At 48.5% G+C, this 25,478-nt stretch carries 24 protein-coding genes, 1 tRNA gene and 1 riboswitch; of the genes, 4 read left to right on the top strand and 21 right to left on the bottom strand.

The annotated features are described in order from the left end of the window. Window positions 1–38: 38 nt before the first annotated feature. On the bottom strand, window positions 39–3,197 hold the full coding sequence (locus tag Q365_RS0115760) for an ABC transporter substrate binding protein (protein ID WP_028024250.1): 3,159 nt from the start codon (window positions 3,195–3,197) through the stop codon (window positions 39–41). Between the two features lie 121 nt (window positions 3,198–3,318). On the opposite strand from Q365_RS0115760, the gene asnC reads away from it, so the two are divergent. After that, a complete protein-coding gene (gene asnC / locus Q365_RS0115755) occupies window positions 3,319–3,780 on the top strand; it encodes a transcriptional regulator AsnC (RefSeq protein WP_028024249.1) in 462 nt (153 codons plus the stop codon). 84 nt (window positions 3,781–3,864) lie between these two features. Here the strand turns inward: asnC and hemB are convergent, their stop codons facing one another. The 9 genes from hemB to rmuC all read right to left on the bottom strand — a co-directional run bounded on the left by hemB (window position 3,865) and on the right by rmuC (window position 12,108). Further along, window positions 3,865–4,920, bottom strand: a complete 1,056-nt coding sequence (hemB, locus tag Q365_RS0115750; RefSeq protein WP_028024248.1) for a porphobilinogen synthase — start codon at window positions 4,918–4,920, stop codon at window positions 3,865–3,867. A gap of 42 nt (window positions 4,921–4,962) precedes the next feature. After that, window positions 4,963–5,742, bottom strand: coding sequence for a 3'-5' ssDNA/RNA exonuclease TatD (gene tatD / locus Q365_RS0115745; RefSeq protein ID WP_028024247.1), 780 nt, complete (start codon window positions 5,740–5,742; stop codon window positions 4,963–4,965). A gap of 78 nt (window positions 5,743–5,820) precedes the next feature. After that, window positions 5,821–6,585, bottom strand: coding sequence for a Sec-independent protein translocase subunit TatC (gene tatC / locus Q365_RS0115740; RefSeq protein ID WP_028024246.1), 765 nt, complete (start codon window positions 6,583–6,585; stop codon window positions 5,821–5,823). A gap of 37 nt (window positions 6,586–6,622) precedes the next feature. Then, window positions 6,623–6,976, bottom strand: a complete 354-nt coding sequence (gene tatB, locus Q365_RS0115735) for a Sec-independent protein translocase protein TatB (RefSeq protein WP_028024245.1) — start codon at window positions 6,974–6,976, stop codon at window positions 6,623–6,625. Window positions 6,977–6,979: 3 nt separating this feature from the next. Then, on the bottom strand, window positions 6,980–7,210 hold the full coding sequence (tatA, locus tag Q365_RS0115730; RefSeq protein ID WP_016959503.1) for a Sec-independent protein translocase subunit TatA: 231 nt from the start codon (window positions 7,208–7,210) through the stop codon (window positions 6,980–6,982). Between the two features lie 132 nt (window positions 7,211–7,342). Then, window positions 7,343–8,977 carry a ubiquinone biosynthesis regulatory protein kinase UbiB gene (gene ubiB / locus Q365_RS0115725; protein ID WP_028024244.1) on the bottom strand — a complete coding sequence of 545 codons (1,635 nt, stop codon included), beginning with the start codon at window positions 8,975–8,977 and terminating at the stop codon, window positions 7,343–7,345. Beyond that, the gene (locus tag Q365_RS0115720) at window positions 8,974–9,606 is read right to left on the bottom strand and encodes a ubiquinone biosynthesis accessory factor UbiJ (RefSeq protein ID WP_028024243.1); all 633 of its coding nucleotides are present in this window, start codon (window positions 9,604–9,606) and stop codon (window positions 8,974–8,976) included. Before Q365_RS0115720 ends, ubiB begins: the two co-directional genes overlap by 4 nt. Window positions 9,607–9,615: 9 nt before the next feature. Next, window positions 9,616–10,395: a bifunctional demethylmenaquinone methyltransferase/2-methoxy-6-polyprenyl-1,4-benzoquinol methylase UbiE gene (ubiE, locus tag Q365_RS0115715; protein WP_028024242.1), complete on the bottom strand. Its 780-nt coding sequence runs from the start codon at window positions 10,393–10,395 to the stop codon at window positions 9,616–9,618. A gap of 183 nt (window positions 10,396–10,578) precedes the next feature. Then, window positions 10,579–12,108, bottom strand: coding sequence for a DNA recombination protein RmuC (rmuC, locus tag Q365_RS25815; protein ID WP_035025173.1), 1,530 nt, complete (start codon window positions 12,106–12,108; stop codon window positions 10,579–10,581). 133 nt (window positions 12,109–12,241) lie between these two features. Here rmuC and Q365_RS0115705 point away from each other — a divergent pair, with 133 nt between their 5' ends. Beyond that, window positions 12,242–13,120 (top strand): DMT family transporter, encoded by an 879-nt coding sequence (locus Q365_RS0115705; protein WP_028024241.1) that lies wholly within the window; start codon window positions 12,242–12,244, stop codon window positions 13,118–13,120. A gap of 10 nt (window positions 13,121–13,130) precedes the next feature. On the opposite strand, the gene tsrA is transcribed toward Q365_RS0115705, so the two are convergent. After that, window positions 13,131–13,421 carry an H-NS-like global regulator TsrA gene (gene tsrA, locus Q365_RS0115700; RefSeq protein ID WP_028024240.1) on the bottom strand — a complete coding sequence of 97 codons (291 nt, stop codon included), beginning with the start codon at window positions 13,419–13,421 and terminating at the stop codon, window positions 13,131–13,133. A gap of 234 nt (window positions 13,422–13,655) precedes the next feature. After that, window positions 13,656–14,852: a multidrug effflux MFS transporter gene (locus Q365_RS0115695; protein ID WP_028024239.1), complete on the bottom strand. Its 1,197-nt coding sequence runs from the start codon at window positions 14,850–14,852 to the stop codon at window positions 13,656–13,658. A gap of 99 nt (window positions 14,853–14,951) precedes the next feature. Here Q365_RS0115695 and Q365_RS0115690 point away from each other — a divergent pair, with 99 nt between their 5' ends. Continuing rightward, on the top strand, window positions 14,952–15,920 hold the full coding sequence (locus tag Q365_RS0115690) for a LysR family transcriptional regulator (RefSeq protein ID WP_028024238.1): 969 nt from the start codon (window positions 14,952–14,954) through the stop codon (window positions 15,918–15,920). Between the two features lie 103 nt (window positions 15,921–16,023). Beyond that, a complete protein-coding gene (locus Q365_RS0115685; RefSeq protein ID WP_028024237.1) occupies window positions 16,024–17,811 on the top strand; it encodes an aminopeptidase P family protein in 1,788 nt (595 codons plus the stop codon). 149 nt (window positions 17,812–17,960) lie between these two features. Here Q365_RS0115685 and thiH read toward each other — a convergent pair whose 3' ends face one another. The 9 genes from thiH to Q365_RS27015 form a co-directional block, all read right to left on the bottom strand. Continuing rightward, on the bottom strand, window positions 17,961–19,073 hold the full coding sequence (gene thiH / locus Q365_RS0115680; RefSeq protein WP_028024236.1) for a 2-iminoacetate synthase ThiH: 1,113 nt from the start codon (window positions 19,071–19,073) through the stop codon (window positions 17,961–17,963). Window positions 19,074–19,088: 15 nt separating this feature from the next. Then, entirely contained in the window at window positions 19,089–19,859 is a 771-nt protein-coding gene (locus Q365_RS0115675) for a thiazole synthase (RefSeq protein WP_028024235.1), read from the bottom strand. Between the two features lie 2 nt (window positions 19,860–19,861). After that, the gene (gene thiS / locus Q365_RS0115670) at window positions 19,862–20,062 is read right to left on the bottom strand and encodes a sulfur carrier protein ThiS (protein WP_028024234.1); all 201 of its coding nucleotides are present in this window, start codon (window positions 20,060–20,062) and stop codon (window positions 19,862–19,864) included. Further along, window positions 20,043–20,837, bottom strand: a complete 795-nt coding sequence (locus Q365_RS0115665; RefSeq protein WP_028024233.1) for a HesA/MoeB/ThiF family protein — start codon at window positions 20,835–20,837, stop codon at window positions 20,043–20,045. The genes thiS and Q365_RS0115665 overlap by 20 nt, the downstream gene beginning before the upstream one ends. Beyond that, window positions 20,815–21,495, bottom strand: coding sequence for a thiamine phosphate synthase (gene thiE, locus Q365_RS0115660; RefSeq protein ID WP_028024232.1), 681 nt, complete (start codon window positions 21,493–21,495; stop codon window positions 20,815–20,817). The genes Q365_RS0115665 and thiE overlap by 23 nt, the downstream gene beginning before the upstream one ends. An 8-nt stretch (window positions 21,496–21,503) precedes the next feature. Continuing rightward, a complete protein-coding gene (gene thiC / locus Q365_RS0115655; protein ID WP_028024231.1) occupies window positions 21,504–23,417 on the bottom strand; it encodes a phosphomethylpyrimidine synthase ThiC in 1,914 nt (637 codons plus the stop codon). Between the two features lie 108 nt (window positions 23,418–23,525). Continuing rightward, window positions 23,526–23,624: riboswitch (TPP riboswitch) on the bottom strand. Window positions 23,625–23,674: 50 nt separating this feature from the next. After that, entirely contained in the window at window positions 23,675–24,058 is a 384-nt protein-coding gene (crcB, locus tag Q365_RS0115650) for a fluoride efflux transporter CrcB (protein WP_028024230.1), read from the bottom strand. A 414-nt stretch (window positions 24,059–24,472) separates the two neighbouring features. Next, a tRNA-Trp gene (locus Q365_RS0115645) sits at window positions 24,473–24,549 on the bottom strand. 76 nt (window positions 24,550–24,625) lie between these two features. After that, complete coding sequence (locus tag Q365_RS27015) at window positions 24,626–24,766, bottom strand: hypothetical protein (RefSeq protein ID WP_169737857.1); 141 nt, start codon at window positions 24,764–24,766, stop codon at window positions 24,626–24,628. Between the last annotated feature and the right edge of the window lie 712 nt (window positions 24,767–25,478).

The following is a 25,478-nucleotide window of genomic DNA, read 5'->3' as shown; positions in this document are numbered from 1 at the left end:
CCCAATTGGAGTAAAGAAAACGGCAAACGTTCTGTGGTTTATTCAATCATCAAGATTGACTGCTGTGTCGATTCGCTTTTAACCAACGCTTCCATCGGTTTAGGTCTACTGAAGTGATACCCCTGTGCGAAATCAACGCCAAGGGTTCTCAAGCGGGTGAGGATAGCTTCATTCTCAACAAATTCAGCGACGGTCTTCTTGCCCATCTGTGTCGCCAATTCATGAATGGCACGCACCATGGCGTAGTCAGTTTCATCTTCAGCAATATCACGCACGAACTGTCCATCAATCTTAATGATATCCACGGGCAGACGCTTGAGGTAACCAAATGAGGATAGACCTGAGCCAAAATCATCCAGTGCGATCGTGCATCCCAATCGCTTGAGTTTGGTGAATAGCTCGATCGCATCGGTCAGATTTCCAATCGCTGCCGTTTCGGTGATTTCGAGACAGATCGAAGTGCTAGGTAGAAGACTGGTCGTCACGGCATCAATCAAAAATGCAATGAAACCTTCATCACTCATGGAGCGTCCTGACAGATTTATCGAAATCATCGCAATATCATCAATATACTCGGGATTGGATTCAAACCAACCCAAGGTTTTCTCAATAACTCGCTTATCGATCAGATGCGCCATGTTGTAACGTTCTGCGGCTGGAATAAACAGGCCTGGTGCGACATGGTTACCCTCTCGATCTCGCATTCTTACCAAGACTTCAAAGTAGAGTTTTTCTTTCAGTCTTGAAGAAACGCTCTCGATAGTCTGTGCATGCACTTCGAGCCTATCTTCAGCAAGGGCAGCATGGATCTGATTCACAAACGCCATTTCGCGCTCATGACGGCGCAGTTCTTCGTCATCAGGACGATATAGGTGAACACGGCTTCGACCATCGTGTTTCGCTGCAAAGCATGCTGTATCAGCTTGAGCATGCACTTGCTGCTGCGTGCCCGCTGTTTTGTCTAGCATTCGAATACCCACGGAGCAACCCAGCGCCAAGCGCGTATTGTTCCAGTAAAAATCCATTTCACTCAACGCATCGAGGATTTGCTTACCTTGCTCTAACGCTTGTGCTTCGTCGCATTGGTAACAAATGATGGCAAACTCGTCGCCACCTAAGCGTGCCAAGGTCGCGCCATCAGGAAGCATCTCTCGTAACGCTTGCGCGGTTTGCTTCAATGCTTCATCACCGGCTTCATGACCGACGGTGTCGTTAATCACACGAAACTGATCGAGGTCGATATAGAACATGGCATGCACGAAGTGTTCGTCCGTTGCCGAACGTAAGGCATCACCTAAACAGAGTTCGAAATAATTACGATTGAAGAGGCCAGTGAGAAAGTCATGTTGTGCCTGATAGCGCAGTTGCTCTTCCATGCGGCGGTTTTCGGTGATGTCTTCCCCCACCAGCAGAAGCTGTGACTGCACTTGTGTCGAGCGAACACTTTCGCGAATCCAGCGCTCTTGCCCATCACTGGTTCGATAGCGAATTTCACGACGCCAAATACCAAAACGCTGGCGATCTTTGCTCCCCAGCAGACTGCGCGGTGGCAAGCTATCATCAGCGTAAAAATCCGTTACTTTGTGCCCAAGCATATGTCGCTTAGAGAAACCTAGCCACTCTGTCGCACATTGATTAACTGACTGAATGCGTGACTGATGATCAATGGTCAGCAGCATCACAGGTTGTTGCTCATACAACATCCGATATTCCACTTCACTGCGCTGCAGCTTTTGCTCAGCCAATTTTCGCTGGCTAACATCTCTTGCCTCAAACAAGATCTGAGCATCCGCGTCACTATGATCAGGCAAGGCTTTTAATGCGACATCCAGTATCACTTCGTTTTGCTGAGCAGATAACAGGCACGCTTCAAAGCGGCTGGTTTGCCCTTCAATCAATGATTCGATATGCAATTTTAATCTGTCACTACTCAACCAATCATTCCAACGCCAAAGCGGCATAGACTCCCGCACTTCCCATTGAGGGAAAATCCGTTGAAATGCACCATTGGCTGACACTACTCGGCCTTGGTAATCAAGCAATGCAATGTATTGATGACTTTGGTCAAAGACCCCTTTGAACAACGCGCGGCTTTGCGCTAATCGACGTTCGCCGCGTTTTTGCTGACGCATGTGCTTGGTCAACACCATGATAATCGCACCCGCTATCAGCATAATAGCGACGCTGCTGAGAATGGCGTCTCGATTGGCCGCGAGGAAGGATGGAGGTTGATTAACCGCAACCACTTGCGAGAACCGCGTAAGATCAATCTGCTTTTTCTTTGCCGTGTTGTATTCGAACATGAGTTGATTAGCGTCAGCCACAATCGGTGGCATGTTCGGTGTGTACAGCGCTTCAATCAACAGTTGTGCCTGCACCTCGCCATGATGCTCACCATCAACCATCATGCCGCCAATAATGCCGTAAGGCAGCATAAAGCTATTCGCGCCATAAATCGGCACCCTGGCACTCTTGGTCACTTGAGTCAGTAAATCACCGTGCGTCATGAACGCACCATCGATGTCTTTGAAGTAGGAAACAAACATCACCACATCGCCATCATCAGGTTCAAACTCGACGATGCGCTTGGTTAAGTCGTCAAAGTTGAGTTGATGAAGACGATGGATCTCGAGACCCAAATTATCGGCATGTTCCAGTTGCTTTTCTATTGCCTGCCAATACGCTCGACTAGAGTAGGCATCATCAGCAACAAACCACACTCGCTTGGCTTCGGGATGGAGTGTTTTAATGAGCGCAAGGTTGTCTTGCACATTGATAAGCTCTTCAACACCTGACAAACGTTGAATATTTTGAAAAGGCTCATAGGAAGGAACATTGAGTCCAGAGAAAATAACCGGGATATCCCCTAACTCTGCAGCCAGTGCATTCACAAGCCACAACGCTGCGTTGTCTGTGGTCAGAATGGCGTCGTACTTGTGGCCATTTAAGCGCGCCTGATAGAGCTTTTTCAGCTCCGACATAAAGTCAGCCGTTTGAATACGCTTGGTGTCGAGATAGGTATGCTCGACAACAATGTCTTTCCCTTCTATGCCCCGCTCTATCCCACGGACGAGAGATTCCGTCCAAAAAAAATCAGGATGATAAGAATGCACAGCAAGAACCTGATAGGCTGCTAACGCTGTGCCACTTTTCATTAAGAGAAAAGCGAGCAAAAACCATTTAAATATCTGGCGCATAGGAATTATGGTTTATTTTTTTCTGACTGTATCATTAGTATGACACCCTATTGGCAAGCCTGTCATTTGGTCAAGTTTCATGCACGGAAACTGCGGGTAACATGGAGTTTAGTGAATAGATATGAATGAAATTGCAAAACTAGATGATTTAGATCGCCAAATCCTGCACACATTGATGGGTGATGCAAAAGTCCCTTACGCTGAAATGGGTAAACGTTTTTCAGTCAGCCCTGCCACTGTCCATGTACGCGTGGAAAAGATGAAGGCTGCGGGCATCATTACGGGTACTGAGGTACTTGTTAACACCAAAGCGCTGGGTTACGACGTATGCTGTTTCATTGGGATCAATCTTTATGCGGCGCGTGACTACCACTCTGCAATAGAAAAGCTGCAGCAATTGGATGAGGTGGTAGAGGCGTATTACACCACGGGCGCGTACAACATTTTCGTGAAGCTGATGTGCCGTTCGATTGAAGAATTGCAATATGTGTTGATTGATAAACTTCAGGCGATTGAAGAAGTGCAATCAACAGAAACGCTGATTTCGCTGCAAAACCCCATCAAAAGGAATGTGGCACCTTAATCCGGTCTCCATCTGTAAATTACGAATCCCAGAATGAAAAATGCCAGCTTAAGCTGGCATTTTGTCTTTAGGCGGTGCGAAGAATTACTCAGCACTTTCCTGATTAGGTAAATCAGGAATATCCATTTGCTGGTCTTCAGCCAACCAACGCGCTACATCTTTAGCAAAGTAGGTCAAGATACCGTCCGCGCCTGCGCGCTTAAAGCACAGGAGAGATTCCATTACGGTTTCACGTTCGTTAAGCCAACCATTCAGTGCCGCGGCTTTGTGCATCGCGTATTCACCTGACACTTGGTAGGCGAAAGTGGGGACTTGTAGTTCTGACTTCACTCGGCGCACAACGTCCAAATACGGCATGCCTGGCTTCACCATGACCATGTCCGCACCTTCGTTAATGTCCATCGCCACTTCGTGAATCGCCTCGTCGCTGTTTGCTGGATCCATCTGATAGGTTTTCTTGTTGCCCCCTTTCAGATTCGCCGCCGAGCCGACCGCATCGCGGAACGGCCCGTAATAGGCTGACGCGTATTTCGCAGAATAGGCCATGATTTGCGTGTGAATGTAGCCCGCTTCTTCCAGCGCATTGCGGATGGCACCAATACGACCGTCCATCATGTCGGATGGCGCTACAACATCGGCTCCGGCTTCTGCATGAGACAAAGCTTGTTGGATCAGCACTTGGGTGGTTTCGTCATTCAGCACATAACCATCTTCATCCGTCAGGCCATCCTGACCCGACAAGGTGTATGGGTCGAGTGCGACATCAGTGATCACGCCAATTTGCGGCACATGCTCTTTCAGCAGACGCACAGCACGCTGAACCAAGCCTTCAGGGTTGTGCGCTTCATCCGCACTGGAGGATTTAAATTCTTTGGGTACGACGGGAAACAGCGCTATGGCAGCCACACCAAGCTTTGCGAGGTATTCTGCTTCGTACAACATGAGATCAATAGACAGGCGTTCAATCCCTGGCATTGATTCGATCGGTTCACGGCGGTTTTTACCCATCAATACAAACATTGGGTAAATCAAATCACTCGCTGACAGTTGGTTTTCTGCCACTAAGCGACGGCTAAAGTCATGTTTGCGCAAACGGCGCAGTCGACGGGCCGGGAATGCGCCCTGAATGGATACGGTCACGATATCCTCCTTAATCCAAGTGCTTTGATCGAATAATAACGTTTAGAGTTTAAATAAGCGACGGGTGTTCTCGACACTTTGTGAGATCACCAGCTCGGCGTCTTGTTCACGCAATACAGCGATGGTGTTGGCAATGTGCGGTAAGTAGCACGGCTCGTTACGACTTGATTTAGGTTTCGGTTTCAAATCACGAGGCAACAAATAAGGTGCATCCGTTTCAATCATCAGCCTATCATCCGGTATCAGCGGCACTATCTCTCGTAGCGCTTCACCACGCCTTTCATCACACACCCAACCGGTTATCCCAATATGAAGCCCAGCATCCAAGCACTCTCGAAGCTCGTCTTCTGACCCAGTAAAACAGTGCAACACCGCTCCCGGCAATTTTGGTAACCATGGGGTCAATATCGCCATAAAGCGTTCGTGGGCGTCGCGACAATGCAAAAACACGGGCATGTCCAGTTCCGCCGCAAGGCGAAGATGGGCGTCAAACACAGCTTCTTGCTGAGGGCGCGGTGAGAAGTCTCGATTGAAATCCAGACCACACTCACCAATCGCCACCACTTGCGGTTGAACCGCTAATTCGCGGATTGTTGGCAGTGATAAGTCGTCTACCGATTTGGCATCATGCGGATGAACGCCAGCGGTCGAGTAAGCAAAATCAGGATACTGCGCAGCCAACAAGGCGGCTTGAGGGCTGGTTTCAAGATCGGTGCCTGTCAGCAACATGGCGCTGACGCCGGCAAGCTGTGCACGGGCAACAACCTCATCTCGGTCTTTATCAAATCGGCTGCTGGCGAGGTTTACACCAATATCAATCACAGTCTTTCCTTCAATCCGTTAATGGCATAAAAAAAGCCAGTGTATCACTGGCTTAATTCTCATTCACACTGGCAGGTATTATCCCTGACTGTGCTCTTCATTTTCGTCGCGGCTTTCCTCGTCAGGTCGCTTGTAGAAGCGAGAGAAGAAAAGTCCCACTTCAAACAACAGACACATAGGAATCGCCAACAGTGTTTGCGAAATGATGTCAGGTGGCGTCAGGAACATGCCTACGACAAACGCCGCTACAATAATGTAGGGACGCTTTTGGCGTAAATCATCAGGGTCTACCGCCCCCGTCCACACCAGCAGAATAATCGCGACGGGGATTTCAAACGCGATACCAAATGCCATGAACAGCGCCAAGATAAAATCGAGGTAGCTCGCGATGTCTGTTGCTATCTCGACATCGATTGGTGCGATGGACGTAAAGAAGCCGAAGACCAACGGGAACACAACGAAATAAGCAAACGCGACGCCGCAATAAAACAGCAACGAGCTTGATGCCAGCAATGGCATCACTAGGCGTTTTTCATGCTTGTACAATCCCGGCGCCACAAAGGCCCAGATTTGATACAAAATCATGGGTACAGCAATGAACACCGACACAACAAGGGTCAGTTTGATTGGCGTAAAGAAGGGCGAAGCCACATCTGTCGCAATCATACTGGTGCCTTCGGGGAGGCGATCAACCAAGGGCGCGGAAACGAAGGTATAAATATCGTTCGCGAAATACACCAATCCAAGAAACACCACCAGCACAGCCAATAAGGCGCGTAGTAGTCGGTCTCTCAGTTCAACTAGGTGGCTAATAAGCGGTTGAGTATCTTCAACAGTTGACATAGTTTCTCGACAAAAACTGGGGCCCTAACAAAAACCGCTATTCGGTTTTATCTTTAGTCGGGCTAGAAGCGCTGGCAACATCAGTGTTTTCACTCTTACTGGCGTAAGGGCGTTGAACATCTTCAGCTGCTTTTTTTAGCTCATCAACAGACTGCTGTAAGTCAGGCGATAGGTTTTGCATTCCCATCTGCTCGGCTTTTTTCAGATTATCCTGTAGTTCTTGGATTTTTAGCTCTTGTTCGAGCTCATCTCTCACAGAACCAGCCATACGTCGTGCCGCACCAACCCAGCGAGACACATTACGAATAGCCACAGGTAAACGTTCAGGGCCGAGAACCACCAGACCTACAACTGCGATCAGGATCAGCTCCCAAAAACCGATATCAAACACGGATTATGCCTGCTCTTTGTCTTTCGCTTCGCTTTTTTGTGCCGTGCTGTCTTTCTCTTCCAGTTTTTCTTGGACGAAATCAGCGTCTTTCTTCTCGTCGTCAGTCATGGCTTTTTTGAAGCCTTTAACTGCTGACCCCAAGTCACCGCCAATGTTACGCAGTTTCTTGGTGCCAAAAAGAAGGATTACGATGACGGCAACGATAAGCAATTGCCAAATACTAATACCACCCATCTAGTACTACCTCAGTGTTATATGGTGAATAAGCGATGTAACGCGAGTCTACTCGCACAATGTTACAACTCATATGATATGTTCAAGCTACCTCAATTTTTCGCTTTCAGCGAGAATAACTTGAATTGATATTCATTTATTAAATGCTCGCCATGCAAGCAGCCAACTACATGCGGCGGCAGAGCCCGCCAATATTGGCAAATCCTCCACCTGATTACTGTAGAGTATGGCAGAAGTCACCAGCAGCGTTGCCCCGACGCCCAATAAAAATCTCGCGCGGTTATGCTGTTTGCGTGATTGCATAAACTCTTGATACATGGTGTCCAGACGTTGATTCACCTGACGGCCCTGACGCAAACTGTCATACACCAATTCAGGTAACTCTGGCAGCTTTTCAGCCCAAAATGGCGCTTTTTCTTTGATGGCATTAATGACCGCTTGTGGACCAAGCTGACGTGACATCCACTGCTCAAGAAATGGCTTTGCGGTGTCCCAAAGATCGAGCTGTGGATAAAGCTGTCTACCTAGCCCTTCTACGTACAACAAGGTCTTTTGCAGAAGAACAAGCTGAGGCTGCACTTCCATATTAAAGCGACGCGCCGTATTAAAGAGATTCAACAGCACGTGACCAAATGAAATTTCACAAAGCGGCTTTTCAAAAATTGGCTCACACACAGTGCGAATAGCAAATTCAAACTCATCAACGTTAGTGTCATGCGGAACCCAGCCGGAATCCACATGAAGTTCGGCGACTTTGCGATAATCACGATTAAAGAATGCGAGGAAGTTTTCCGCTAAGTAGCGCTTATCTTCTCGATTCAGCGTACCGACGATACCGCAATCCAAGCCAATCCATTGAGGGTCTTCTGGGTGCTCATAAGAAACGAACACATTGCCTGGGTGCATGTCTGCGTGGAAAAAGCTGTCACGAAAGACTTGGGTAAAGAAGACTTGAACACCGCGCTCTGCCAGCAGTTTTAGATCAGTGCCGTTGGCTTCGAGCCCTTCCAGATCGGAGACTTGAATACCGTATATACGCTCGGACACCATCAAGTTGGTGCGGCAATAGTCGCTAAAGGTTTCAGGCACATACAGAATATGATCGTTTTCGAAGTTGCGGCGCAATTGAATCGCGTTCGCGGCTTCACGCATCAGATCGAGCTCATCCAGCAAGGTCTTTTCGTACTCGCGTACCACTTCGACAGGTTTCAATCGACGCGCTTCAGGCAAGAAGCGAGCAACGATTCTCGCCATACGGTACATGAGTTTGATATCTGCTTGGATAACCGGAAGGATATCAGGGCGAATGACTTTCAAAACGACCTCGCGGCCATTTTCTTTCAATGTCGCGGTATGCACTTGTGCAATGGACGCAGAAGCTAGCGGCGTTTCGTCAAAGTCATCAAACCAAGTTTCTAGTGGACCACCCAGTGCTGCTTCCATTTGGGCTTTCGCCAGCTTACCGTCAAACGGGGCAACCTGATCTTGCAACAGCGCGAGCTGATCGGCAATCGCATGCGGGAACAAATCACGTCGTGTCGACATCATTTGACCGAACTTGATCCACACTGGCCCAAGCGCTTGCAGCGCCAATCGCAAACGCTCGCCGACCGCCATGTCTGGATGTTCGTTCTTCATCCAAAACAGCAATTTTCGCATCATGTGAGGGCCACGCGTGATGGGCTGCCTAGGGAGCAACTCATCAAGGCCATAACGCAATTGGACTTGGGTGATTTTATACAGGCGGCGAATTTCGCTTGGCGTCATGCGTTTTCCACCTTAGTGATCACGGCAAGTTTTTTCTCAAAGGCATCGAGACGTGCTTGAAGTCTTGATGCTTGGCTTTGCACGTCATCAACCTGATCGGCGAAATACGCCACTTCAAGTGCACCGGGGGCCAATCGCCACTCTTCTACCACTAATTCGGCAGCATAACGCTGGTTACGCTCACCAACGGATTTAAGCAATGCAAATCCCTGTTTGGCACCTCGCACCACTGTGTGTGCGACCACATCACCCGTATAGTGTGATAACCACTCGGCAATATCGAGGTTTAAGCCATTAAGCAGATTCGAAAACTGCTGGGCGACATCGATATCTCCCTCAAGGTGCAGTTTGTCTTGCTTAATCAGTTGCGTCAGGTTGGCTTTGTCTTTCAGTTGTGGGGCAACGGAAATCGCTAGCGCCAAGTCGCAATCGGCTTGGCCTTCATAATTAGCCAACACATCAAGTTGCTGACTAAAGACAAACACCAATTGCTTGTTGATATCGGTGAGGCTGACGCGCAGCACTTTGCCTTTTAATCGCGACAAACGACGCTGACTTTCAGCATCCTGACGAATCAAGGTGTTTAGGCTGGTTTCAACCACTGCGGTGACTAATGGGTCAAGAGGCATAGCGGCACCTTAGAATTTATAACCACGGTGCAGGGCAACAATGCCACCGGTCAGATTGAAGTATTTGGTTTGTTCGAAACCCGCCTCTTCCATCATGCCTTTCAGGGTTTCCTGATCAGGGTGCATACGGATAGATTCTGCCAAGTAGCGGTAGCTTTCCCCATCATTCGCAATCAGCTCACCCATTTTTGGTAATAGGTGGAACGAGTAGGCGTCGTACACTTTTGATAACGGCTCAACGATAGGCTTAGAAAACTCCAACACCAGCAGACGACCGCCGGGTTTAAGTACGCGATACATCGAACGAAGCGCTTTGTCTTTGTCCGTCACATTACGCAGACCGAAACCAATGGTGATGCAATCAAAGTGATCATCGGGAAATGGCAGCTCTTCTGCATTGGCCTGAACATAGTTAACGTTACCGACTATGCCCATGTCGCGCAGTTTGTCACGACCGACATTAAGCATTGAGTTGTTAATGTCTGCCAACGTGACTTGGCCTTTTTCACCCACGATGCGAGAAAACTTAGCAGTTAGATCGCCCGTACCACCAGCCAAATCCAACACACGATGACCCGGGCGTACACCGCTGCAATCAATCGTAAAGCGTTTCCAAATTCGGTGAATACCCATGGACATCACATCGTTCATGATGTCGTATTTCGCGGCCACATTGTGGAAGACGTTCGCAACCATACCTACTTTTTCATCTTTGGAGATCGTTTTAAAACCAAAGTGAGTGGTATTTTGCTCTGCGTCCTGCGTCACGCCCTGTGTCAAATCTGTCATTATTAACCCCTGAGTAACACCGGGCTCGGAATAAGAAGTGCCCGATATTTTTGCGCTTAGTGTACTTTACATACTCAAACAACCACAAGACGCGTAGATCGGTGTGATATCGACATTTAGTGGTTATATCTTAGTTAACTCACAGTGAGTTCAATGTGCTTAGTGTGCCAACTGTCTGTCTGGTTATTCACTGGACGTACGCAAGGCCGCATTTTCGTCATGCGTTTCTGAATCGTCCGAGGTGTCTCTTTTCAACATCGCAGGGCTGATATCTCGCTTCACTTCCACCCCAAGAGACTTAAATCCTTCTACTTGACGCAAGATATTACCGCGCCCCGTCGAGAGCTTATTCAATGCGCTGTGATAACTATCGCCTGCTTTATCGAGTGCTGCACCCAACTGCTCCACGTCTGCGACAAACAATCGGATCTTGTCGTACAGCTTGCCCGCTCTATCTGCAATCAGGCGAGCGTTTTGATTCTGATGCTCATAACGCCATAGGTTATTGATGGTTCTTAGTGCCACTAGCAAGGTGGTTGGGCTCACCAACATGATGTTGTGATCAAGCGCTTCACGGATAAGCGAAGGCTCGGCTTCAAGCGCAATTTGGAAAGCAGGTTCAATCGGAATAAACATCAGCACATAGTCGAGGCTCTGAATGCCATGCAACTGATGATAGTCCTTACGCCCTAATCCACGGATATGTGCGCGAATAGCCGCCACATGCTCTCGCAGTGCGCTGTCTCTATCAGCAATCGATTCTGCATGGAAATATCGCTCATACGCGATCAAGGCCATCTTAGCGTCCACGACCACGTCTTTTTCTTGTGGCAAGCGAACAATCACATCGGGCTGATAGCGCTTACCCAGCTCATTTTCCAAACTTACTTGAGTTTGATATTCATACCCTTCACGCAAACCGGATTCTTCCAACACTCGCGCAAGCACCACTTCACCCCAATTGCCTTGCTGCTTGTTGTCGCCTTTTAACGCTTGTGTCAGGTTGACCGCTTCTCGAGTCATGTCTTCATTAAGCTTTTGCAGGCTTTTGATTTCGTGGATCAGCGTGTGCCTTTCTTTGGCTTGCTCACCAAAACTGTCGGTCACTTGTTTGTGAAAGCCTTCTAGCTGATTTTTTAGCGGCCCAAGCAACGAATCTAAACTCTGACGGTTCTGCTCATCAACCGTGCGGGCTTTATGATCGAACACCTTGTTTGCCAAGCTTTCAAACTGCACACGAAGACGCTCTTCCGCTCCTTCAAGCAGGCGAATTTTGGCATCTGCCGATTCTAGCTGCTCTTCCGTTCGGGTTTGCTGCTCATTCAATGCGAGTTCAAGTGCTGCTTTTCGCTCACGAAGTGCATCAACGGTTTCTGCTAGTTGCGTTTTTTCTAGGCGTAGTGCTTCCATTTGGCGCAACTTTTCTGCCGCGGCTGATAATCGTCCGTACTGCAAGCGCAGCTCACCACTGAGCCGGTCGCGTTCCAGATCTAAGCCGTCTAACTCTTCTTGAAGGGTACGGTTCTCAGCCTGCAAATGTTCAACTGCCGTCAAATGCAGTTTTTCATCCGCCTCTCGCTGCTGAATATGAAGCTCGCGCAAACTACGTTGCGCCATGCGCTGATAAGTGACACATGCTATCAATGTCAGCCCAGCGCTGATCCCAGCCACCAGCCATATCATGCCATCTGAAAATAGGCTTTCGATCTGCATGCCCTTAACCTTTTGAATTGTGATTATTGCCTGTCTTGAAGGCTAATAAGACACTGGATAAATGTCCAGCCTTTCTGTTTGAAGGGAACTGCTCTAGACTGCTGTTTTCCTTCTTATCAAGTAAGCATTTCTCATGAATGATCGCCTTGCGATTGGCTACGGATTGGCTGCGGTGTTGCTTTGGTCAACCGTCGCGACGGCCTTTAAAATTACACTCACTTATATGGACCCGATCCAAATGCTGGCGGCTGCCAGTGTGGTTTCCACGCTTTCCCTTGCCGCAGTGGCTGCATGGCAAGGCACACTGAACCAGTTGGCATCAACGTTTTCGCGTCGTCCGCTTTATTATTTGATGCTTGGGCTAATTAACCCCTTTATCTATTATCTGGTGCTCTTCAAAGCCTACGACCTATTGCCCGCTTCCCTGGCTCAACCTCTCAACTACAGTTGGGCGATCACACTTACGCTCATGGCGGCTGTCTTTTTGGGGCAGAAAATTCGTCAACAAGATTGGATTGCAGCAGCATTGGGTTATGCCGGTGTGGTTGTCATTGCCACTAAAGGTAATATTTTAGATTTGAGCTTTGATAGCCCATTAGGCGTCGGATTAGCGCTGCTTTCAACGCTGTTGTGGGCGGGGTATTGGATTTTAAATGCAAAAAACCAAGCTGACCCCGTGATTGGGCTCTTGCTTGGTTTTATTCTGTCTTTACCGTTTTCAATCGGCCTAAGTTTATATTCTAGCGATTGGAGTGGGATTCCATGGCAAGGCTGGCTAGCAGTAAGCTACGTCGGCCTGTTTGAAATGGGGATCACTTTCGTTCTTTGGCTAAAAGCCATGAAGCTCGCCACCAATACCGCCAAAATCAGTAACCTTATATTTATTTCGCCATTTATTTCATTGATATTGCTTGCCAATATTATAGGCGAGCAAATCCACCCAACAACCTTGATCGGCTTGGTTATGATTATTGCAGGATTAGCTATCCAGCAACGAAAAACGAAGGTGTGATTAAAATCGGTTAGGCGTTACGCTGCGTTAAATATTGGCGCAGCTCTTCCACTGAAATGCCATCATCTGCTATTGCTTGTGCAAGTTCTTGCACACGCTCTCCGCGACGGTCTTCAATAACTTTATTGAATTGATGTACCAATTCACGCAATCCACTGATTGGCACTTGGCGAGCAGCACGTTGAACACGCTCTTCGCTCATGCCGCTTAATTCAGTGAGAAGTTTACCAAACATCATTTTTTCTGGAGATTCGTCAAGCATCTCCAAGTGACGAGCAAATTCAATCGTCGACATCGACATATATTTACAGCCTATGGTTTTATTATTAGGGAAAGAAATGAGGTGTTCGCACACTAAATATACTCCCTTTGAACAATAAGCAACAAAAAAATGCCCGCAGAAAATTTCTAGCGGGCAAATAATGATCCATTTGTACGGTGTCAATCAGGGACAGAGGCCCCAGAAAGCCACCAATGTACAAGTTAGGTTGTCGAGACCTCGCGCTTTTCGCGTCTTATTATTTTTATGGATTTTTTAACACTCAGCGGTATGCCAGCGCTTACCGGCCGCAGACCAAAGCAGTGCGAGACCCGGCACCACTAGCAGCATATGGAATACCAATAGATGCGGTTCAGAAAGACCGGCGCGTTGCGTCAAGCTTACCAATACACCTGCACCACTCATTTGGAATAAACCTAGCAGAGCCGCAGCGGTTCCTGCGCGTTGACCAAAAGGCTCTAGCGCTTTGCCCGCTGAAGACCCAAGCACCCAAGCAAAGCCAAACGATGACATAAAGACAGGCACCATGAATGCCCATGCCGTTTGCGTACCGCTCAACACGCCCATCACGACACCCGCAAACACTAAGATCATCAAGCCAGCGTTGAGCGTTTTACGGCTACCCACTTTATCCATCACTTTTGGCGTTGTCATGGAGGCAAAAATATTGAGTGCGGCATTCACGGCAAACCAACCCGTAAATTGCGACATGGATAAACCCAGCCCGTTAATCAATCGCACGGGCGCAGACGTCACATAAGCCAAGATAACTGCCATCGCTAACATGCAAAGCACAGCATGGAAGATAAACACTGGCTCTTTCAATACTTGCCAGTAGCGAGAAGGGCTCAACAATGCACCGCTAGAGTCCGTATCAGCAGGGCGTGTTTCACGAAACAGGGTGAACACCAATACCAAAGCAACGATGGCATAACCCATCATGAAGCTGAAGTTTGAACGCCAACCAAATTGTGCCGTTAGCCAGCTGCCCAACAAAGGCGCGAGCGCGGGAATGAAACAAATAGCCCCGTTGAGGTAGCTGATCATTTGCCCACTTCGTTTACCACCAAAGCTATCGCGTACCGCTGCAAATGCACAAACCGAGGTTGCACAGGCTCCAAGGCCTTGCAGTAATCGGGCGATTAATAAGGCATCCAACGAGGATGCCACCCAAGCCATAGCTGAACTTACGGTATAAATGCTGATACCAACTAGGGCGACGGGACGACGTCCAAAGCGATCGGCCAATGGGCCTGCTAACAACTGCCCCATCCCTAGGCTAACCATGAACCAAGAAATGGTGTCTTGAATTCGTGTAGGAACAACGTCAAATTCTGCCGCCATGATTGGCATAGCAGGCAAATAGATATCAATAGCCAGTGGGCTAAACAGTACAAGCAGTACCATCAAAGCGACCAAGCGACTATCAGGTTTTGAAGAAGGGATGGACATAAAGGACTCCTGATAAATTACCGCGCAGTGTAGTCTTGTTTTGATATGAATAAAAATGGCATATTGGCAGATTAAACATTCCCCTATGGAATATCACAAATGAATTTAAACCGACTGCTCAGGCATGATCTCAATCTACTGATCTGTCTCTATGTTTTGCTCGAAGAATGCCATGTCACTCGGGCAGCTCAACGCCTGAACCTCAGTCAATCGGCGGTCAGCAAGAACCTGTCAAAGTTACGAGAGCAATTTAACGACCCGCTGTTTAATCGCACATCCAGAGGCTTGCACCCCACAGCAAAAGCACTATCGCTGAAACCCGGCCTAAAAACGCTGCTAAGTCATATCGAAGGGCTAACTTTGTCTGACGCCTTCAACCCTGCGACCAGTGACCGTCGTTTTCACTTCGCATTGGTTGAAAGTGCCTATCCGCTTTTACTGCCGCGATTTTTAGGAGAAATACTGGACGCCGCCCCTTCGATCACGCTGGATACAGAAGCATGGGGCGCTGGCACGTTTGATGCGATGGCGCGAGGAGATGTGGATTTTGGCATTACTGGCAAAGATTTAAACCCTGCCGACGCCATGCTCACCCTGATGCCCCCAAAGGGCATTGTGTATGAAGAGCTTTATCAAGATCATCAAAAGGTGATTGTGCGTAAAGACCACCCCTTGCTGTCTAGACCTTGGAATATGGACGCCTATCTCAAGCAACGACATATACAAGTTCGTTGTGATGGCAGCGATCGCTGGTTACTTGACTATAAATTGGCAGAACGTGGACTTGAGCGAGATATTGCGATGTATGTTCCTGACTTCAATAGTGCGGCCAGTCTATGTACCCACACCGATTTGGTGTTTACCGCGCCGTCTCACTTTGCCCATGCCGCGGCCAAGCAGTTAGATCTCGTAGTGACAGCATTACCCGAGCCATTGCCACCCATGGCATATACGTTGTTTTGGCATCAAAGTCAGGAATCAGACCCTGGTCATCGTTGGCTTAGGCAGCTAATAATATCGCGTTGTAGGCATATGACAGAAATTGCAGCGACCGAGGAAAACAAGTAGGTTAGATGCTTAGGGTGACACATAGACTCAGGTTGTTTAGGTAAACACCCCATTGCTTTTTGAACAATACGATCAATGAGAACAGATAAAAATAGGACGAAAAATGCACGCCAATTACGCTGAACGTGTCGACGCATTACGACGCTGGCTGGAAGAACAAGCACTGGATGCGCTAGTTATTCCACATGAAGACGAATTTCTTGGAGAATACATTCCTGCCCATAACGAACGTCTTCACTGGGCCACCGGTTTCACAGGCTCGGCAGGTGCTGCCGTCATCACTCGCGATAGCGCGGCCATGTTTGTTGATGGACGCTACACCGTTCAGGTGCGCAAACAAGTTCCGGGTGACATTTTTGAATACCGTCATTTGATTGAAGAGCCAGCATTGCAATGGTTACTCTCAAACCTGCCACAAGGCAGCAAGGTCGCCATTGATGCGCGTCTTCATAGTGCAAACTGGTTAGCCAACGCGAAGCAAGCGGTCGACGGAAAGATTAACCTTATCACCATCGACAGCAATCCCATTGATACGCTGTGGCATGATCGCCCTGAGCCCTTGCTTACCCAAGCGCGCTTGATGGGCAATGATATTGTCGGTCAAAGCAGTGCCGAAAAACGTGCAAACATCGCTCACGCTCTCACACAAACTGGCGCGGATGCGGCATTGCTTAGTCAGCTAGATAGCATTTGTTGGTTGTTGAACATCCGTGGCGGCGATGTGTCTCGTCTTCCTGTATTACTCTCTACGGCCATCGTTGAAGCCAACGGTAATGTCACGTTGTTTATCGATCCAAGTCGCCTACCAGAGTCGTTCGCGGCGCACGTCGGCGCAGGCGTGACTATTGAATCGCCTGATGCATTGGCGTCATCTTTGTCTGGCTTTGACGGAAAAACCGTCTTGGTCGACCCGCAAACCAGCAATGCATGGGCGAGTGAAGTTCTTGCCAACAATGGCGCGTGTATCGTGCATGCCGCCGATCCGTGCATGTTGCCAAAAGCGGCTAAGAACGCAGTAGAAATCGCGGGCATGAAAGCCAGCCATGTTCGAGATGGCGTGGCAGTGAGTCGTTTCCTCGCTTGGTTGGATTCGCAAGTTAATGCCAACATCCTCCCTAACGAAGCCGAACTGTCTGACAAGCTGTATCAGTTCCGTGAACTCGATGAGACGCTGGCCGATCTAAGCTTCGACACGATCTCAGCGGCAGGCGGCAACGCGGCGATGTGCCACTACAACCACCTCAATCAACCTGAGCCAGGCGAATTAGAACTCAACAACGTGTATCTGGTGGATTCAGGCGGTCAATATCCTGATGGCACCACAGACATCACGCGAACTATTGCTATCGGTGAATGTGCCGACGATGTGAAGCAAGCCTTCACGCTGGTTCTGAAAGGTCACATTGCGCTCACCACGGCACGTTTCCCAAAAGGAACAGCAGGCAGCCAATTGGATGCACTGGCTCGCCAATATCTGTGGGCGCATGGATTTGACTACGACCATGGCACAGGACACGGTGTTGGTCACTTCCTGAGTGTTCACGAAGGTCCTCAACGCATCGCTAAAGCGCCAAATACAGTCGCGTTACTGCCTGGCATGGTGCTATCGAATGAACCGGGCTACTACCGTGCTGATGCATTCGGTATTCGCATCGAAAACTTGGAATTAGTCGTAGAAGTACCAACGCAAGGCGACATGACCATGCTTGGTTTCGAATCACTCACTCGCGCTCCCATCGATCGCCGTTTGGTTGACGTATCTTTGCTGACTGACAGCGAGATCGCATGGTGGAACGATTACCACCAGAAAGTGTGGGCTGACGTTAGCCCTAGCTTGGAAGGCAGTGACTTAAACTGGCTAGAACAAGCCACGGCGACGTTGTCTCGATAAGAAAAAATGCCCACCTGTATACAGGTGGGCATTCTATTAGTTTGTGGTTAACTGTTCACAACGCTCGGCGTTATAAAAATCATTGATCCCACCTCGGCCTTTAAAGCGAATCTGAGCAACAAATCCCGCGTCTAAAGTGACATTGAATATCAGCCAGAATAACTTTGCTCCCAATCTTTCCACACCACCTCAAAACCCGCGCGTTTGACTGCGATAGCTACCTCTTGAGCGCTGCGTTCGTCAGATACCGCAAACTGCTCAAGTTCGGGTTCATTATCTGCATACCCTCCCGGTTGCGTTTTCGATGCCGCTGACATCGAGGTAATACCCAATGGCAGCACTTTGTCACGAAAAGCTGGAGATTCTCGAGTCGATAACGAAAGCTCCACTTCAGGGTTGAGTAAGCGATAGGCACAAATGAGCTGCACCAATTGTCGGTCTGTCATCACCGACTTAGGTTGGACAGCCCCCTCGCACGGACGCAAACGCGGAAACGATATCGAATAACGACTACGCCAATAGGTACGCTCTAAGTAATCGAGATGATTGGCGACGAAGAAACAGTCTGTGCGCCACTCATCCAATCCAATCAACGCACCAATGCCGATTTTATCGATACCCGCTCGTGCCAGTCTATCTGGCGTATCAAGCCGATAGGCAAAGTCCGTTTTATTCCCACGAAGATGATGCTCGCCATACGTTGCGCGGTTATACGTCTCTTGGTACACCATCACCGCATCCAACCCAATACCACGTAACTCGGCATACTCATTTTCTTCCATCGGCTGAACTTCCATCGCCAAATAGCTAAAATGCCGCTTAATAGCAGGGACCGCTTCGCGAAAATAATCCATGCCGACTTTGGTTTGGTGCTCACCCGTGACAAGAAGAATACTGTCGAAGTTCATGGCTTTGATCGCATCACACTCTCGTTCAACCTCAGTCATCGATAAGGTTTTGCGTTTAATACGGTTTTCCATTGAAAAACCGCAGTAGGTGCATGCATTGGCGCATAGATTGGATAGGTACAAGGGCACATAGAAATTGACGGTATAGCCAAAACGACGTCGTGTTACCGCCGCCGCTTGTTGCGCCATTTGCTCGAGAAAGGGTTCAGCTGCAGGGGATATCAACGCTTTAAAGTCTTCAAGGTCGCGTTTTGGCTTCGCCAACGCCCGACTGACATCGTTCGCGGTTTTGCTGTAGATGGAAAGTCGAATGTCATCCCAGCTTAATGCTTCCCAATGCTCAGAAAAGCTCATAGATCCTCCTGAACATCACGCCAGTTCATCAAGAAAAGCGGTCAAAGGGCTAGACGCAACAGCGTGCTGCACCTTGCCAGCCAATCCTGCTTCATACGCCATTCGCCCACTTTCTACAGCGAGTTTGAATGCACGCGCCATGGCAACCGGATCTGCGGCGGCGGCGATTGCCGTATTCACCAGTACGGCATCCGCCCCTTTTTCCATGGCGAATGCAGCATGAGACGGCGCCCCTATTCCGGCATCAACCACGACAGGCACTCGCGCTTGATCAATGATGATATCGAGGAACTCACCCGACACTAACCCCTTGTTACTCCCGATCGGCGCACCTAGTGGCATGACGGCGGCACAACCCACTTCCTCTAACCGCTTACACAGCACAGGGTCAGCATGACAATAAGGCAAAACAACAAAGCCTTCTTGCACTAATTGCTCCGCAGCTTTTAGCGTTTCGATGGGATCGGGCATCAAGTATTTTGGATCAGGATGAATTTCAAGCTTGAGCCAATGCGTACCAAGAGCTTCACGAGCTAGGCGCGCGGCAAAAACTGCCTCTTTCGCTGTTTTGGCTCCCGATGTATTGGGTAACAAATGGATACCAGACGCAATAAGAGGCGCAAGGATATCGTCATCACGATTGGTGATATCAACACGCTTCAGTGCCATGGTGACGAGTTCAGAACCACTTTCTTCAATACTCTTCACCATGACAGAGGTTCCGGAAAACTTCCCCGTTCCGGTAAAAAGACGCGATGAAAAGACTTTATCAGCAATAGTTAACATCATTATCCTCCGGCAATCGCCTGAAACACTGCAATCTGAATACCTTCAACCAAAGGCGTCTGTTGCCATTGATGACGAGGGATGATGTCACCCTCAATCGCCACCGCTACTGACTGCTCTGGCAACTCAAGCTCTGCGACAAGCGCCTTAAGATGCGAGGCGTGTTTGATCGTGTATGTATTGTCATTCAACAAAATTTCCACGAGAGACCTCCTGATGTTGAGGCTGGCAAACCAAACATGCAGTTTCACTCGGGATTGTCATTGCACGCAGTGACAAAGACTTGCCATCAAATTGGTAGAACCGCGTTAACGGTTTTTCTGACTGGGTGATGTATTTCAACGTTTCAAGCGCTTGAAGATTACCCATCATTCCTACCACCGGCCCGACAACCCCAGCACTCTGGCAATTACTCGCCGGCGCATCACTGGTTTCAGGGAACAAGCAGTGGTAACAAGGCGTCGCATTATCAGCAAAATCAAACACCATCAACTGCCCACTCCAGCCAATGGCAGCGCCAGCAATAAGCGGCGTTTTTGATGCTACACAGGCTTGGTTGACGGCTTGACGTGTTTCCATGTTGTCACTGCAATCGAGCACAATATCGGCCAGAGAAACTTCCAGTGTCAGTACCTTGCCTGACAAGCGGCGTTCAACGGCTCGACATGTAACAAGAGGATTGAATGCCATCAATTGTGTCGCGAGCGCCTTAGCTTTTCCTGCACCAATATCCGTGTCCCGATAGGCTATCTGGCGAGGAAGGTTTGAGCGCTCCACTTTATCGTCGTCAGCCAGCGCAAGTTGCCCAATACCAGCCCCCGCAAGATAAAGGCTTGCAGCCGTGCCTAATCCACCGCAGCCAATCACCAACACCTTGGCATTGGTCAGCTGGCTTTGAGCATGCTCCCCCCAATCAGGAAGCATGATTTGACGGCTATATCGATCAAACGCTTGATCAGACAAAGGCAGTGCGTTCATTTCTCGCATCCTCTGTAAGCACTTCCGCAAACGCCTGCAGTGTCGCCGCTAAATCATTCGATTGGGTAACCGCACGAACCACTGCAATGGCATCAACCCCAGAGCGCCAAACATCGGAAGCTACCGAGAGGTCTATCCCGCCAATCGCGACCGTCGGAAATCGACCGCCGACCGTTTGTAGATGTGCTTTTAACTGATTCACACCTTGAGGCGGTGTTGGCATTTGCTTAGTCGGTGTTGGAAAGATGTGTCCGATCGCAAGATAGCTAGGAGTCAGTGACATCGCTACGTCCAGCTCATCTGCCGTTCGCGTTGACACACCAAGCCTTACCCCAGCTTTAGCGATGGCATCAAGATCCGCAGAAAGAAGGTCGTCTTGGCCAAGGTGAATACCATAGGCACCTGCAGCAAGTGCTTTTTCCCAATGATCATTGATAAATACCTGCGCATTGCACAACTTACCGCACTTCGCAGCCTCTTCAATCATGGTGCTTAGGTTAGGGTGATTTGCATCTTTCACACGAAGCTGGACGGTACGCACACCAAACGCCAATAGTCGCTTGAGCAGCGCAATATCATCAACGACAGGATAAAGAGGGCCGATGCCCTCATTCATCCTTGCGAAAGATAAACTCTTCAACAAGGTAGGAGTACTCATCGCTCCTCCTACGCTTTTTGATGGTAAAGTTCGCTACCCTTGGCTAAGAACTCCGCTGACTTTTGCTTCATTCCTTCTAGCGGATCGTCCAGCATTTTCACTTCAATCGCGCCATCAAAGTCTAGATTCTTTGCATATTCTCTCACTTCCTGGCTGATCTTCATTGAGCAGAATTTAGGACCGCACATGGAACAAAAATGCGCAACTTTCCCTGATTCTTGAGGAAGCGTTTCATCGTGGTATGCGCGAGCGGTATCTGGGTCGAGTGCGAGATTAAACTGATCTTCCCAGCGGAACTCGAAGCGAGCTTTCGACAGTGCATTGTCACGCACTTGAGCGCCCGGATGGCCTTTTGCTAAGTCTGCAGCATGTGCGCATAGCTTGTAGGTGATAAGACCCACTTTAACGTCATCTTTGTTAGGCAAACCAAGGTGCTCTTTTGGGGTCACATAGCAAAGCATTGCACAGCCAAACCAGCCAATCATGGCGGCACCTATACCAGAGGTGATGTGATCGTAACCCGGAGCGATATCTGTGGTGAGAGGGCCAAGTGTGTAGAATGGCGCTTCATGGCAATGCTCAAGCTGCTCATCCATGTTTTCTTTGATCATGTGCATCGGCACATGTCCCGGTCCTTCAATCATGACCTGAACATCGTATTCCCAAGCTACCTTGGTCAGCTCTCCCAAAGTGCGAAGTTCAGAAAATTGCGCTTCGTCATTTGCATCTGCGATCGAGCCTGGGCGCAACCCATCACCAAGCGATAGGGCGACATCATATTGCGCACAGATTTCGCAGATTTCGCGGAAGTGTGTGTAAAGGAAGCTTTCGGTATGATGAGCAAGACACCACTTCGCGATGATAGAACCACCACGAGATACGATGCCAGTAACACGCTTGGCGGTCATAGGAACATAGCGCAGTAGCACGCCCGCGTGGATAGTGAAGTAATCAACGCCTTGCTCAGCTTGCTCAATGAGCGTGTCTCTCATTACTTCCCACGTCAGATCTTCAGCAACACCATTGACCTTTTCCAACGCTTGGTACATTGGCACCGTACCAATAGGCACTGGGCTATTACGTAAAATCCACTCGCGAGTTTCGTGAATATTTCGGCCAGTAGAGAGATCCATCACAGTATCGCCGCCCCAACGCGTCGACCACACCAGCTTCTCCGTTTCTTCTTCAATAGAAGAGCTCACCGAGGAGTTACCGATATTAGCATTCACCTTCACCAAAAAGTTTCGGCCAATGATCATCGGTTCTGACTCTGGGTGGTTGATATTTGAAGGAATAATCGCGCGACCTTCCGCGACTTCTTTACGAACAAACTCTGGCGTGATTTCTTTGGGTAAGTTTGCACCGAAGTTTTGACCTGGATGTTGGCGGTTTAACTGTTCATCAGAATAAGTCGGGTTACCCATATTCTCGCGTATCGCAATGTATTCCATCTCAGGCGTGATGATTCCTTGGCGCGCATAGTGAAGCTGTGTAACGCAGTGACCATTTTTGGCACGACGTACGCTCGGTAATTGGCCAAAGCGCAGCTCATCTAAGGTGTCATCATCTAAACGGGTTTGGGCAAACTCTGACGTGACATTATCGAGCAACTCCGTGTCTGAACGCTCTTCAATCCAGCGCTCGCGAAGTTTCGGTAAACCAGAGTAGATATCGATGTCATAACTCGGGTCGGTATAAACACCAGAAGTATCATAGACTCGAACAGCTTCGTTATCTTCAAACTGAGGGTTCTTCTTGTCTCCACCGATAAGGCTTGGCGCCAAAGAGATTTCGCGCATACCAACGCGAATATCAGGACGTGAGCCTTCTACATGGATTTTCTGAGAATTAGGGAAAGGCTGTACCGACAAGTTGTCGATAAAGGTTTTTGCATCATTTCTAGATTGTTTACGACTCGACATAGCATTACTCCAAATATTGTGGGAATAAATGCTTGCCGGATTGGCTCTGCAAGAGTTTGATTGCTCAAAAATACACCTATCCAAAAAATAGATATACCTATGGCATTGATGTTTGCTTCTCTTGTTTCCTTCGCAGGTATTAGCCTGATCAGGTTCAACGGATCCCGCTTTCGCGGTCTCAGCCAAATGGCACTCCGACAAGTATCAGCTAGCAGTATATGGAATCAAATCGAGCATCTCAACCGCAGAGTTTGTGACTAGCTGCGCATAAAAAGCTGAAAACCAGCCCAAGCAGCAAAAATACAAACCACCACATTCAACACAATGTTGAGCCCCATTTTGAACCACTCTCCCTGCTGGAGAAGCAAAACATTGTCCATCGAGAATGTTGAAAATGTTGTCAAAGCGCCAAGAAAACCAAGACCAATAAGGTGTCGCCAAGGGCCAGCACCAAACGCTTCTTGCTCCAATGCTGCCACTAAAACACCCATTATCAATGAACCAATAACATTCACGGTCAACGTTCCGTAAGGAAATCCACGCCCTAATAAAATCGCGCAAAGCTCAGAGATGAGATAACGGGAACATGCACCAGTCGCACCACCAATGGCAATATAGAAAAGCAAAACTGCTTGATTCATGGCATCAACCATTTTTAGTCATTAAAAAAGTGCGAATAGGATACGCCCTATAGAAGCTAAGTGCGATGGCTGGATCTGGATATGAAAAGGATCTCGCTGAAAAAGCGACAGAAACGAAAGCGCCAGCATTTCTGCCGGAACGCGCAGTCTAGAGTCTTAAATGTGGCAGGAGAGGGCTGAGTCGACATTCCGGAGATTAAACCGAGCTGGCAGTTCCTAACGTCACTTCGGAAAGGGACAAAAACGAAAAAGGCTCCAGCATTTCTGCCGGGACGCGCAGTCTAGAGTCTTGAATGTGGCTGGAGAGGACTGAGTCGACATTCCGGAGATTAAACCGAGCTGGCAGTTCCTAACGTCACTTCGGAAAGGGACAAAACGAAAAAGGCTCCAGCATTTCTGCTAGAGCCTTAAATGTGGCAGGGGTGGAGAGATTCGAACTCCCAACACGCGGATTTGGAATCCGCTGCTCTGCCAATTGGAGCTACACCCCTATATGAACGCTATTTTAACGAGAATAAGATAAATAGCTAGGGTTTAATCCCAATGTAAGCGCCAAGTGGTCAGTAATTACGCAATGTCTTGTTCTTCGGCTTGATTTTGTTTGTACTTATTAAAAACCAGCAAGCCAATCAATGCTGGGCCAGCGACTGCCGTAGCGACTGCTGTACACAACAATGTCATTTGAACTAACGCAGACAAATCATTCATTCAATGACCCTCCAAGCCAATAAATTCGGGATGTATAATACCGAGATGGTATAAAAATTCATTCTTAATAGTAAGAACACGTATCTATCAAATGAATATTTACAGCGTTTAATATGCAATAAATCAACATCGATCACTAAATGTATAAATATTCATACATAAACTTCTAGTCGTATCATCCGGATAAATCAAATTATTAGCACGTTAGGAATGGGGAACATGAAGGGTTGACACCAGTATATGCATAAATGGCTAGGCAAAGCCTCACGCCGCAAAGGCGGACTTTTCAATTCGCCATCATAGCACACGGAAATAGAGGCAAATTAGTGGCCCAAGTAACACTCTGGCCCTTTTTCTTTGAGTTCTAGCACTGATCAATCAGCATCGAATTCGACCAAACACCAAGATTCAGAAAGTATCATTAACCCACATACAATTCCAAAGCCCACCAAGAATAGCGAGACGTCATTTAACAGGTGAAGTTGATAGACTCAATGCGTACGGCCAGTGAAACCCGTCTCCAGAACACAGTATTTTCATGGGGAGCAGAGAGCAAAATACCCCAGCCTTTCAACTGAGGTAATACATGGCGAAACGGCGGGAGCGCCTTGTTCAAGCTTGTGTGCCACCAGGAACGCGCACGTCCGGGACTCAAGCCGAAGGCTCGTGAGAGTCCTTACAAAACCTACAGACGATAAAAAGCCCCGCTATT

Source organism: Enterovibrio calviensis DSM 14347, from assembly GCF_000621165.1.
GTDB lineage: Bacteria > Pseudomonadota > Gammaproteobacteria > Enterobacterales > Vibrionaceae > Enterovibrio > Enterovibrio calviensis.
Note: the sequence above shows the minus strand (reverse complement) of the source record. Positions and strands in the feature narration are given on the sequence as shown.

Bases quoted from the DNA above. Each gene is read 5' to 3' on its own strand.
- tsrA (WP_028024240.1), bottom strand. From the start codon at position 13,421: ATGTCGATGTCGACGATTGAATTTGCTCGTCACTTGGAGATGCTTGAC.
- ubiE (WP_028024242.1), bottom strand. From the start codon at position 10,395: ATGACAGATTTGACACAGGGCGTGACGCAGGACGCAGAGCAAAATACC.
- tatA (WP_016959503.1), bottom strand. From the start codon at position 7,210: ATGGGTGGTATTAGTATTTGGCAATTGCTTATCGTTGCCGTCATCGTA.
- Q365_RS0115675 (WP_028024235.1), bottom strand. From the start codon at position 19,859: ATGTTAACTATTGCTGATAAAGTCTTTTCATCGCGTCTTTTTACCGGA.
- asnC (WP_028024249.1), top strand. From the start codon at position 3,319: ATGAATGAAATTGCAAAACTAGATGATTTAGATCGCCAAATCCTGCAC.
- Q365_RS0115690 (WP_028024238.1), top strand. From the start codon at position 14,952: ATGAATTTAAACCGACTGCTCAGGCATGATCTCAATCTACTGATCTGT.
- thiH (WP_028024236.1), bottom strand. From the start codon at position 19,073: ATGAGCTTTTCTGAGCATTGGGAAGCATTAAGCTGGGATGACATTCGA.
- crcB (WP_028024230.1), bottom strand. From the start codon at position 24,058: ATGAATCAAGCAGTTTTGCTTTTCTATATTGCCATTGGTGGTGCGACT.
- Q365_RS0115665 (WP_028024233.1), bottom strand. From the start codon at position 20,837: ATGAACGCACTGCCTTTGTCTGATCAAGCGTTTGATCGATATAGCCGT.
- thiE (WP_028024232.1), bottom strand. From the start codon at position 21,495: ATGAGTACTCCTACCTTGTTGAAGAGTTTATCTTTCGCAAGGATGAAT.
- Q365_RS0115695 (WP_028024239.1), bottom strand. From the start codon at position 14,852: ATGTCCATCCCTTCTTCAAAACCTGATAGTCGCTTGGTCGCTTTGATG.
- Q365_RS0115705 (WP_028024241.1), top strand. From the start codon at position 12,242: ATGAATGATCGCCTTGCGATTGGCTACGGATTGGCTGCGGTGTTGCTT.
- Q365_RS0115685 (WP_028024237.1), top strand. From the start codon at position 16,024: ATGCACGCCAATTACGCTGAACGTGTCGACGCATTACGACGCTGGCTG.
- thiC (WP_028024231.1), bottom strand. From the start codon at position 23,417: ATGTCGAGTCGTAAACAATCTAGAAATGATGCAAAAACCTTTATCGAC.
- rmuC (WP_035025173.1), bottom strand. From the start codon at position 12,108: ATGCAGATCGAAAGCCTATTTTCAGATGGCATGATATGGCTGGTGGCT.
- tatC (WP_028024246.1), bottom strand. From the start codon at position 6,585: ATGTCAACTGTTGAAGATACTCAACCGCTTATTAGCCACCTAGTTGAA.
- ubiB (WP_028024244.1), bottom strand. From the start codon at position 8,977: ATGACGCCAAGCGAAATTCGCCGCCTGTATAAAATCACCCAAGTCCAA.
- Q365_RS0115720 (WP_028024243.1), bottom strand. From the start codon at position 9,606: ATGCCTCTTGACCCATTAGTCACCGCAGTGGTTGAAACCAGCCTAAAC.
- Q365_RS0115760 (WP_028024250.1), bottom strand. From the start codon at position 3,197: ATGCGCCAGATATTTAAATGGTTTTTGCTCGCTTTTCTCTTAATGAAA.
- Q365_RS27015 (WP_169737857.1), bottom strand. From the start codon at position 24,766: ATGAATGATTTGTCTGCGTTAGTTCAAATGACATTGTTGTGTACAGCA.